The organism is Methanolobus sp., from assembly GCF_016278365.1.
Lineage (GTDB): Archaea > Halobacteriota > Methanosarcinia > Methanosarcinales > Methanosarcinaceae > Methanolobus.
Genome location: NZ_JADQBZ010000002.1, coordinates 167,988 through 179,496, shown reverse-complemented (window position 1 = coordinate 179,496; position 11,509 = coordinate 167,988). Strand labels below are relative to the sequence as shown.

The 11,509-nt window shown below is 38.6% G+C and carries 2 protein-coding genes and 3 pseudogenes; 3 read left to right on the top strand and 2 right to left on the bottom strand.

What is annotated here, in order from left to right:
* A pseudogene (locus QZZ22_RS00925) lies at nucleotides 1-1,391 on the bottom strand (hypothetical protein); the annotation flags it as partial.
* A gap of 631 nt (nucleotides 1,392-2,022) precedes the next feature.
* Between QZZ22_RS00925 and QZZ22_RS00920 the strand changes: the two are divergent.
* From QZZ22_RS00920 to QZZ22_RS00910, 3 genes and pseudogenes are all read left to right on the top strand, one after another.
* On the top strand, nucleotides 2,023-3,933 hold the full coding sequence (locus tag QZZ22_RS00920) for a PAS domain-containing sensor histidine kinase (RefSeq protein WP_292461701.1): 1,911 nt from the start codon (nucleotides 2,023-2,025) through the stop codon (nucleotides 3,931-3,933).
* Between the two features lie 166 nt (nucleotides 3,934-4,099).
* Nucleotides 4,100-4,615 (top strand): annotated as a pseudogene (locus QZZ22_RS00915) (IS5/IS1182 family transposase); the annotation flags it as partial.
* Nucleotides 4,616-4,739: 124 nt separating this feature from the next.
* Nucleotides 4,740-5,086, top strand: a pseudogene (locus QZZ22_RS00910) (transposase); the annotation flags it as partial.
* Between the two features lie 1,097 nt (nucleotides 5,087-6,183).
* On the opposite strand, the gene QZZ22_RS00905 reads toward QZZ22_RS00910, so the two are convergent.
* Nucleotides 6,184-11,337, bottom strand: a complete 5,154-nt coding sequence (locus tag QZZ22_RS00905) for a PAS domain S-box protein (RefSeq protein WP_292461699.1) — start codon at nucleotides 11,335-11,337, stop codon at nucleotides 6,184-6,186.
* Between the last annotated feature and the right edge of the window lie 172 nt (nucleotides 11,338-11,509).

The window sequence follows — 11,509 nt, the reverse complement described above, 5'->3', positions numbered from 1 at the left end:
CTGTCATCAAAGTCCTCATCCCGATCATCTAAATCATCATTTCTGTCATCAAAGTCCTCATCCCGATCATCTAAATCATCATTTCTGTCATCGAAGTCCTCATCCCGATCATCTAAATCATCATTTCTGTCATCGAAGTCCTCATCCCGATCATCTAAATCATCATTTCTGTCATCGAAGTCCTCATCTCTGTCATTTAGATCATCGTCCCTGTCATCAAAGTCATCATCTCGAACAGCCACAGAAGGAATGATTGGACTAAACTCTCCGGAGGACAAATCGAAAACATAGATATCCTGATTTCCATTGCGATAATCGGTCCATACGATCCTATCTTCATAGATATCGGGAGCTTTCTGCCAGAAACTATCTTCCGTGATCTGCTCTTCCTCTCCTGTGGAAAGGTTATACATGTGGATATCTCCGGTTCCATTGCGAAGGTCTTCCCACACTATCCTGTCACCATAAATTGCAGGGTTTATCTGGGCGGATGCATTTGAGGTGATTCGGTTTTCTTCCCCAGTGGACAGGTTGTACATATGGATATTGATATCCAGCTGAGTGAAGTTCTCCAGTGTTATATTGTCTATATCCGATAGGTTGACATTGGTGTGATCTTCCCATACGATCACATCGCCATAGATAGCAGGAGATAGCTGATCTGATGTATTATTGGTGATCTGCATCCCCTCTCCGCTGGATAGGTTATACATATAGATGTCAGAGTTACCGTTACGTGAGTCCTCCCACACTATCCTGTCGCCATAGACAGCAGGGTACATCTGGTCCGACTCATTACCGGTTATTTGTATTTCTTCTCCCGAGGACAGGTTATACGCGTAAATATCAAAGTTGCCGTTACGCAGATCATGCCACACCACCAGCTCGCCATAGATTGCAGGCTCTCCTTGCAAGGAGTGATTATCCACGATCAAATGGCTCTCGCCAGAAGATTTATTGTACATCTGGATATTTACATCAAATTGAAGCCAGTCATCCAGTGTGACATTATCCACGTCCATCTCATCTGCCGGTAAGCTGGCGTTGCTGTAATCTTCCCATACCACGATGTCTCCATAGGTCGCAGGGGCCATCTGAGCGGCCCCGTTCTCAGATATTTGCATTTCCTCTCCTGTGGACAGGTTATACATGTAGGTGTCTATGTTTGCATTGAATATGTTCTGCAGGGACATGTTTTCAACATCTTCAGTGATATTGACATTACGGCCATCTGTCCAGACTATCGTGTCATTATAAATAGCCGGATCGTTCTGCTGTGATGCATTTGTTGTGATTTGTACTTCTGAGCCTTCAGATACCTGTGCAGTTGCACTGCCGGCAGCAATAGCAATCAGCACTAAGCAAAGCATTAGGTATTGCATAGCTTTCATTTGAACTATCTCCTGTATCCAAGTACCACCTAGAATACGTAGTTAATAGTTCAATGGGATGAACTAAACGCGTTGTGAAGCAATGATAAGAAGCCTAGTACAAATCTGTAGGGCAGGAAATGTCATTCATGCTGGATACTTTTACTTACTTTTCTTCAAGCGTATGAACTTCGCTAAACTGAATAAGAGAATTATGCAGTCTTCTAATTGATTTTGTATTCCATAGAGAAGTTAGTGAACTACCACCCATTAAAATGGGTGGCCTTCTTACTCCAACGTGGTAAATCTGTAATAATGCATAATATTTTTATCATTTGATGTTATATACTCATTCATGAGGTGTGTGAATTGATTTTGTAGTACGCCCTACTTCACATTATTCATTTTCACCCACCTCCCCTCTAGATATTTAACTGTTAATTATGATTGCCACATGGTACAATCTTAATTTCAGTATCATTCATGTAAGTAGTGCACGTCTCAGTTTTCGATACTTTTTTGAGAAATGCGTGAGCTGATGTAGTTTAAATTTAGCATGAAATAATGGGAAGCTGGACAAATATAGCTCTTTAATATAGTTTTACATATCGACGTAACATATATATTAGTTTAATATATATTTAGAATATCAATGTATGAAGTTAAATTAAAAAATCATTATCAACAAACTGAACCAAGTTTGCACTTTATCCTCAAGCATATCCCCATCGCAATAGCTGTTTACGACAAAGACCTCCGCTACATTGCTATTAGTGACCGCTACCTGCAATACTTTAATCTAAAAGAGCGCGACATCATCGGCAAGCATCATTATGATATTTTCCCTGAATTGGCCGATAAATTAAGAGACATACATATGAGATGTCTTTCGGGCGCAACCGAAAAAAACAATGAGGACTTTTTTGAAAAGCCAGACGGTTCAATCATATACAGTCGCTGGGAATGTAGTCCGTGGTACAGGGCAGATGGGGAGATCGGCGGCATAATCACATATACAGAGGACATAACTGAGGAGAAAGTGGCTCAGGATGAATTGAAAAAGAGGGAACAACTTCTTAGCAAGATATTCGAAATACTTCCAGTAGGACTTTGGATTGCAGATAGTAACAGTAAGCTCCTCAGTGGAAACAAAAAAGGAGTTGAAATATGGGGTGCTGAACCTCATGTCGATGTTAAGGAATATGGGATATTCAAAGCACGCAGACTTCCTTTAGGAAAAGAGATAACTCCGGATGACTGGGCTCTGGCTCATACAGTCAAAGAAGGTACTACTGTTGTCGATGAGATGCTTGAAATAGAGGCCTTTGATGGGAAGAAGAAGACAATTTTGAACTATACTGCACCAGTGCTTGATGATCAGAACAAGATACAAGGAGCAATTATTGTAAATCAGGAAATCACTGACTTAAAGCAAATTGAAAGCGATCTCCTGAAGAGCCAGGAAAGATTGTCTCTCGCCATGGAAGCTGCAGAGTATGGTCTATGGGATATTGACCTTGACACTCAAGAAGTTTTTCTAAGCTCTCAGTTCCATAGGATACAAGGATATGAGCCCGGGGAACTACCCACCACCATCAATTCGTACATGGAATTCATACATCCTGATGACAAAGCGGCAGTCTATAATACAGTATGCAGAAGTGTCAGTGGATTAAAGCCATTTCATATCGACTTTAGAATTAAGCACAAGTCTGGTGAATACATATGGGTTTCAAGCAGAGGTAAACCAATTGATATTGATGCTGATGGTACATCTCATCGCATAATAGGTGCCCAAGCCGATTTAACACCTCGCATAAAAGCAGAAGAAGCCATGTTATACGCGAAACTCACTACTGACAATTCAAACCGAATCATGGGTGAGGTAATGAAAAATATAAGCCATGAGCTTAGAACTCCACTTACATCTGTGCTTGGTTTCTCAGATATCCTCCTAAATAAAGAATCACATAATCTTACTGAAGAACAAAAAAAGTACATAGTAAATATCTATGAAGGCGGTCAGCGCCTCTTGTCGACCGTCGAAAAAGTACTCGATTTCTCTAAATATAGTTCAATTGGAATGGAACAGCTTTCTTTGAAGCCAATCAGAATTAGGGAAATTGTATCTGATACTGTGGATCTGTTAAAGCTAAATGCATCAAAAAAAGGATTACAAATAGATACCAACGTCTCTTCTGATTTTCCTACAATATTAGCCGATGAATACAAACTTACTGAAATATTATATAACTTACTTGAGAACTCCATTAAGTTTACGGATAATCAAGGTAAAATAAAGATAGAAGCTGAGCTAAAAGGAGATCGAGTCTTATTTTCTGTCTTTGATAATGGTATCGGTATTGCTGAAGAGGATATCGGTAAGATATTTGATCCTTTCATCCAAATAGACGGTTCGATAACTAGAAAATATGGCGGAACCGGAATTGGGTTAGCTTTAGCTAAAAGGTTTGTTGAGCTTCACGGTGGTAACATCTGGGTGGAAAGTGAACCTGGTAAAGGCAGCACTTTCCGGTTCGATATTCCAATCATATTGAAATAAGGGCTCTGTAGAAAACCTATTTCCTACTAAAAATTACGTAGTCATTTAAAAAGGAGAAAACCCCAAAGTGTTCACTTGCTACCAAAAACACAAAGGGGATGATTAGTGTTTTGTTCCAGATTGTAAATCTGGAACTCCCATTAAATCTGTGATTTGATGGTAGTGTAACAAGTACTTAAAGTTTGTTGATACAGCGTTAGCTGTATCAGGAAACTCACATTTACCAATATACAGTTGCAAATATTCTAAGAGGAAATATACGCAACACCAGCTAATGAGCCTGGTTTTGTTAAAGGAGTATCTGAACACAGATTACAGAAGTATCTTTGAACTTGTCGAATTAATAGATAATGTTAGGTCAAAAATTGGATTAAAACAAGTTCTACACTATACCACACTTCATAAGTTCAGTAGAAGAATTAAGCCTGTTTACTTTAACGGACTATTAAAGCAAACGCTTGATCTGTTCTATTTACATGGAGAGAGGATAGAAGTTACTGCTATTGATTCAAGTGGGTTTACCAGTGGTCATTGTAGCTACTATTATTCTTGGAGAACAGGAAAGAAACGAAGATCTTTTCTGAAAACAAGTATCGCTGTTGATACTGCTAAGTTCATTGTAACTGGTTTAAAAGAATCAGGTAAACCTGTCAATGATGCAAAGCATGTATTGACATTGCTAAACAGGTTGTCCGACAATTACTAGCAGTAATAGTACATTTCCTTACTTCTCGATTTAAAGCCTTTATAGGCCTTCTTTTTCTCTGTTTTTTCGGTGAAATTGAATTGTCGGACAGCCTGTAAAACAATGTAATAAAACTCGCAGATCAAACTACTATGTAATGGATAAAGCATATGATTCAGAAGCTATACATTCGCTAACAAGAGAACAATTACATGCAGTAGCTATAATCCCTCTGAGACAGAGGAAAAGAAAAAGGATCAAGGAAAATTCCGTAAGAAAATGGTACAGGAGTTTGATAGGAAACTCTATCATAAAAGAAATCTGGTAGAAACGATGTTCTCAGTGCTCAAAAGGAAATATGGTGTACAAACTAAGGCCAAGAAATATTGGAATCAGGTTACAGAAGTCAAAATAAAAGGAATAGTTCATAATATTGATAAGTATGTTAAAATATTATTGTTTGTTTAAATAAGGATTTCTACAGAGCCATTTTTCCATGTTTAGTTGTTATTTGGTTTTTACTTTTCAATATTGTCGCCTCAATTGAGATTTTTGTTAGGTGGTACGTTTTTACTTTTGAATGAAATATAGCATTTTGTTTGAGATATTCTGCTACATTCAAAAAGAGCCGGCTATGACTCGGCAATGGGTTTTTTTATGAGGTCTTCCGGGTGATTGAAACCTATATACGATTTGTCCAAAGAGACAGATCAAATCTATCGAAATGAGAAGACCACGTGAGGTATAATTTAAATATTATTTAGCATTTTATGTATTATTTTTACAAGATATGTGTTCTTTTTGAGTGGTGAATATGTGAAGCACATGATTCAATTCTAATCTTGGTAGTCAATTATCTCCAACTGATATTTTAAAAATGAAGAAGAGAGCTGCAAACAAAGTTGCAGAAGAAATTTGCTAACTGTAGCGTTTAACTGTCGATTTGGATCGGAAAACGATACTTTCAGTCTACGTACATCTCAGCAAAGTTCTTCAATCATCCTGGAGAATGCTTAATTGACTTTCAAACCCCATCCTCGCTGATCGAAGGCCGGTAGTGCGAGATAGTTGACTTTCTAAGGCAATTTCCAGTTCAGTTAAACAGAGGTGGCACACCAAATATTTCCCAACTTTGTGGAGATGCTTTTTTTCTAAGGCATCATATCCATAAGAGTTGCCACAAAAGAAACAATCGTTGAACATAAAAAGAGATTATCACAAACTTATATATAATTCGCGCTACTAATAATAATTATATAATACAAATAAAATAATTTATTTGGCGTTCTCCTACCTACTAGATGTTGAAGCCGAATGCAGAATCTCTAGTCTTCCAATACTTCGAATTTGCATTACAGTAATTTATTTTCTATTTAAAAATAAAATATATTTTTATAATTTAACTGTTTTACCCTTCTAGAGGTGTGTGATTTTAATTTAATAGTACCAATAACCCGCATCACCTTCATATCACACACCTCACTTTCTTCTTTGTTAACATTTCCATAATAGCATTCGGGAAAATAATATTACAGTTTTAACACGAAATTGGAAATCTTAGATAATTATTGATTAATCAGAATAATCTGATGCCATTTATTGATTAATTGCTTGAGTACTTTTAAAGTAACTGGTTTTGCAATGTAATCATCCATCCCTGCGTTAATAAAGCGTTCTCTGTCACCATCAATAGCATGTGCTGTCATTGCAATGATGGGTATTTCATGGTTAAGAACGGAAGAACTGGTATCCCTTATTATCCTTGTGGCCTCAATACCATCCATCTCAGGCATTTGCACGTCCATGAGCACCAGGTCGTAGGGAATCATTTCAAGTGTTTTGATTGCCTCTTTTCCATTGGCTACAACATCAGCATTGAAACCCAATTTAATGAGCATTTCTTGCGCTACTTTCTGGTTGAATATATCATCTTCTACTAGTAAAATGCGTAAATCACTATCATGAATTTGAAGTGAATACGCTGGATCCACCTTGTTTACGGTTTTGGTCCTGCAATGCTTTCTCAGCCGTACTGTAAACCAGAATTCGGATCCATTTCCAATTTCACTGAACACACCAATGTTGCCTCCCATCATTTCTACCAATCTCTTAGATATTGCAAGACCTAATCCAGTGCCTCCAAATCTACGAGTGTTTGAAGCATCTATCTGTGCAAATTTCTCAAATATGAATTCAATCTTATCTTCAGGAATCCCGATTCCAGTATCTTTAACTGAAAAGCGAAGCAGGACATTTTCATCTTCTTGAGACTCCACAGAGACGTGAATTACCACTTCACCCTGAGAAGTGAATTTGATTGCGTTTCCGGCCAGGTTGGAAAGTATCTGAAGTAGACGCCCTGGATCTCCGCACAACAGAGAGGGTACGTTTGGATCAACATTGTATACTAATCTCAGTCCTTTTTGTGTTGCACGAAGAATCATAGTGTCTGCAAAACCCTCTAGCAACTCCAACAGATTAAAGTCTAGCATCTCTAATTTTAATTTACTAGCTTCAATCTTTGAGAAATCCAGTATATCCTCAATTATATCAAGTAACGCCTTGCCGCTTTTCTGGACGATTTCAACATAGTGTTTTTGATCATGATTCAGTTCTGTGTCCTGAAGTATTTCGTTAAACCCGATAATTGCATTCAGTGGGGTACGTAGTTCATGACTCATGATGGCAAGAAATTCAGACTTTGCCATATTAGCCGATTCTGCATCTTTTCTTGCTGTTATAAGCAAATTTTCGGCCCTTTTTCGCTCAGCAATTTCCTCCTCTAGTTCCTTTGCATACTCCTTTGACTGCTTATAATTGCGGACATTCTCGAATACTTGTGCTGCCTGATTCGCAAAACCCTGTAAAAGAAAAATTTCTTCATCTGAAAAATTGTACTTTCTTTCATTTGATGATAGTATTAGCACTCCGATCGAGTGTCCCTTTAGACGTATGGGAAGATAAAGAGCCGAGTGAATATTTATTATCTTAACGATTTCTTGCTCTAATGGCGTGAGTTTCTCAGTACTTGAATCAGGCATGATGACATATTTGCCTGATGTAATAGCTTTTCTAATATGAGGATGTTTGTCCAAAGAAGCTAAGCAGAGTTCTTCAGGGAAATTAGGAGGAAATGCGGGTGTTGTTGCTGCAACATATATTTGATCATCATCTGTCAGCAGATATACAGCGCCATTCTCTATGCCGATAATCTTAGTTGCATCATCTACAATCGCTTGCATGAGCTCATTTTGTTCAACAGAAGAAGTTATTTTCTGGCTTAGCTGCAGAAATGCTTCCATTCTCTTGTTGCTCTCTTCAAGTGCCTCTTCCGCCCTCTTACGTTCAGTGATATCCTGGAATATAATTGAAATATCATCTGGTGAAGGATAAATTGTATTTGAAAACCAACGGTCCCATGGCTTGAAATGTTCTTCAATGAATATTGTTTCTTGTGTTTCAAATGCCTTTATATAAGCATTAGCAAAAAGAGTACCTTTTGCTTCAGGATATTCCTCCCAATAGTTTTTCCCAATTAGATTTTTCGGATCTCTCCCCAGCAATTTCCCGCCAGCGTCGTTAACAAAAATGTAATTCATTTTTGCATCAAATGATACTAAACCATCATTAATTCTTTCAACCAATTCTCGATAACGTTGGTTGCTATCTATCAATGCCTTCTCTATTTGTTTGCGTTCTGTAATATCTTGATTAACGCCATAGGTTTTGATAGTTTTACCACTGCTGTCCTTTACGACAAAAAATCTCACTGCTGTTTGACCTACACAGCCGTCAGCGTAAACCATGCGATGTTCCAGATAACGACCATAATTAGGATTCTCGGACTCTAATGCCTTCAGTATTTCCTCATGAACGAGATGACTGTCTTCTGGATGTACAAAGCGGGTGGTGTACTCATCGATCGATATCTCATAGCCACCCATTTCCTTTACAGTGGTATGCAATATGTCGTAAAAACTATCCGAAAAAGTAAATACACCACTGCTGACATCCAGTTCCCAGTGGCCCATTTTTGCAATTTTCAGTGCATTGGACAGCTGTCGCTCGCTGTTAAGCAATTTATCTTCTTGAAGCTTGCGTTCGGTGATGTCGGTGGAAATCCCACACAAAGCAATAGCCTGTCCTACTTCATTGCGTACTACTTGGGTTCGACAGTCAATTAATACTTCACGACCATCGGAGGTCTTGTTCATTACATCTCCATGCCAGTGTTCATTTCGAAGTGTTTCTTTCAGGATTTCCTGCTGTGTTGCACCTCTTTCAGGATTATCTCCAAATATTTTCGTTGGTTTACCAATGAGTTCTTCGTGTGAGTAGCCCAAAGCTTGTACTTCCGCCTTATTGACATAAGTTATGATGCCATTCAGGTCAGCAACTGTCACGCAGTCAGTTATCTGGTCAAGAACAAGGGATTGCAGTTTTAATTGCTCTTTAGCCTGCTTTTCAGATGTGACATCGACTCCGACACTAAACATCTCTGTTATTTGTCCCTTTGAATCATATAATGGATTATTTGACCATGAGATCCAGACTCTTCTTCCGTCTTTGCACATGTTCTCATTGATGTTGTATTCATATTTTCCAGGATTTTCGAAAATATCACTCATGAGGGATGAGAGGGAGCGACCTGTAACCTCTTGTTCAGGCACAATAGTACCCATGACATTCTTGCCTATGATTTCCTCTTCACTGTATCCAAAAAAGCGCTGCCCAAACTCGTTTAAAAACAACACCTTTCCCCGTCGATCCCATTTAAGAATGATGCTGTGGGATTTCTGCACAAGGTTGCGATACTTTTCTTCACTTAAGGTAAGAGCATTCTCCATCTGTTTTCTTACAGTTATGTCCAATGCAGTAAAAGTAGTACCTTTTGAAAAATCATGGACATCTATAGGAGTTGACCTTAGCAAAACATCAATGATCCTGCCATCTTTGCATTTCCATCGTGTCTCAATTTCACCGACTTCTTTTTCTGCTAGCTGTCTATACTTTTCAACTCCAACATAGTCATAGTCTTCCTGAGTGGGATACAGAATGCGAGCATTGGAGCTGACCAGTTCACTGGAACTATACCCTGTCATTTCAGATAAACGATGGTTTACATATTTGAATACGCGATTTTCAACAACACCAATTCCAGTGGGTGAAGCTCTAAAAATGCTTTCCATATTTTTCTGATTTTGTTCTACCTTAATCTGTATCTTCTTTTGTATCAATGTCTGAGCAATGTTGTCAGCAAGCCTTTCAAAAAAGGCAATGATCTTTCTTGTGAACATTCCTTTGCGTGGATCATTCAACTGGATCAATCCTAATGCTTCTCCATGAACATACAATGGGATCAATGCGACAGACTCATAACCTTCACCATTGCAACGGTTTCGGGTGCGGGCCTGCCTATCCGATTCAGTAGTAGTCGATAAAAATTCAGATGTTGAGTTGGTCCAGAAACTGCCATGAGGAGTAAAAAAGGGGAGCATTGGATCAAAACGCCTGCAAATGATGTTCCCGCACATGCAATCCAGAACAGGATTGCCAAGCTCATCCTTGATAACCTGACCGCTGAGATCGTGGGTACAGAGAGATTTCTCGAGTTGAATAAAGCTTTCCGGGAAACCAAATGTTTGGTAATACGGATAGTCATCTCCTTCTTTCAACCTAATTCCAACTGCCTCGCAGTTTGAGATCTCATGGAGCTTTTGAATAATATCGCGCAGCAATTCGTCAAAACCATTAGGTTGATCAAGAATTCTAAGCAGATCCAACAAGATTGCACTTTCTTTTTCTTGTTCCTTACGTTCTGTAATATCACGACCGAAACAGACAAGTTTCCCTGTGTTCACATTGAGAAATGTAACAGAAACCTCAACATCAAATATGCTGCCATCCTTCCTGAGATGCCGTGTTTCGAATATTTCAGATCCGTTCCGGATAATCCGCTCAATGCGTTCTAAGGCTTCAGATTGTTTCTCTAATGCATCAAGATCTGAAATATGGGATTTCAGAAGTTCTTCGCGAGAATAACCAGACATTCTGCAGTAAGCTTCGTTGACCTCAATGATTGAACCGTCTGTTTCAACTACCCAAAAGCCATCTGCTGTCGTCTGCAGGATAGCACGTAGGTATTGCTCTTGCTCACGATTTTTGTGTTCAGCTTTTCTGCGCTCCTCTTCAAGGCTGATAGCTGATGCAATTATCCCTATTATTTTTTTATCATCATCCTTAGGCTCAAAATAATGCTGAAATACGGCACATATAGAACCCACGAAAGAGGTACCACATCTTATAGGATGACCAATATACGTTTTTAAATTATACTTTGCCACGTTCGGGTCGGTTACTGCATAATGAGTTTTTGGCAGGTTACAAACAACAAACGGACCATTGATATCATTGAGGATAACGTCATAACAAATGTGGCCATCAGGTTTGTCCCAGGGATTATAATCTGGAGGCACATGCCACTGTCCACAGGAGAGTAGTGTATTATCTTCCAGACGATTGTAGATAGCACAGGTTGCTCCCAAAAGCCTGCCACAAAGCTCAGTCAGCATTTGAATGTTATCATCACAATTTCCACCCAGATGAAGCATGCATTGATTGATCTCAGAAAAGCACGAGTATATGTAATCAACTGTTTCTGCATTATGGTTTTCTTTTGAGATTTTTGAAGACCCATTGCTTAGGGAATTATCACTCATTTTGATTCTCAAGTTTATTTTGACATCTGTCACTAAAATTATATGGGCAGATATATATAAGTCTATTTGTTTCCGGTACTATTCAACATCTAAATAAACATCTGCCTGTCAATGTATATATACATCAATTTTTATATTAATGTATAACCCGGGGTGATCTTTTAGTTTTACA

Bases quoted from the DNA above. Each gene is read 5' to 3' on its own strand.
- QZZ22_RS00920 (WP_292461701.1), top strand. From the start codon at position 2,023: ATGTATGAAGTTAAATTAAAAAATCATTATCAACAAACTGAACCAAGT.
- QZZ22_RS00905 (WP_292461699.1), bottom strand. From the start codon at position 11,337: ATGAGTGATAATTCCCTAAGCAATGGGTCTTCAAAAATCTCAAAAGAA.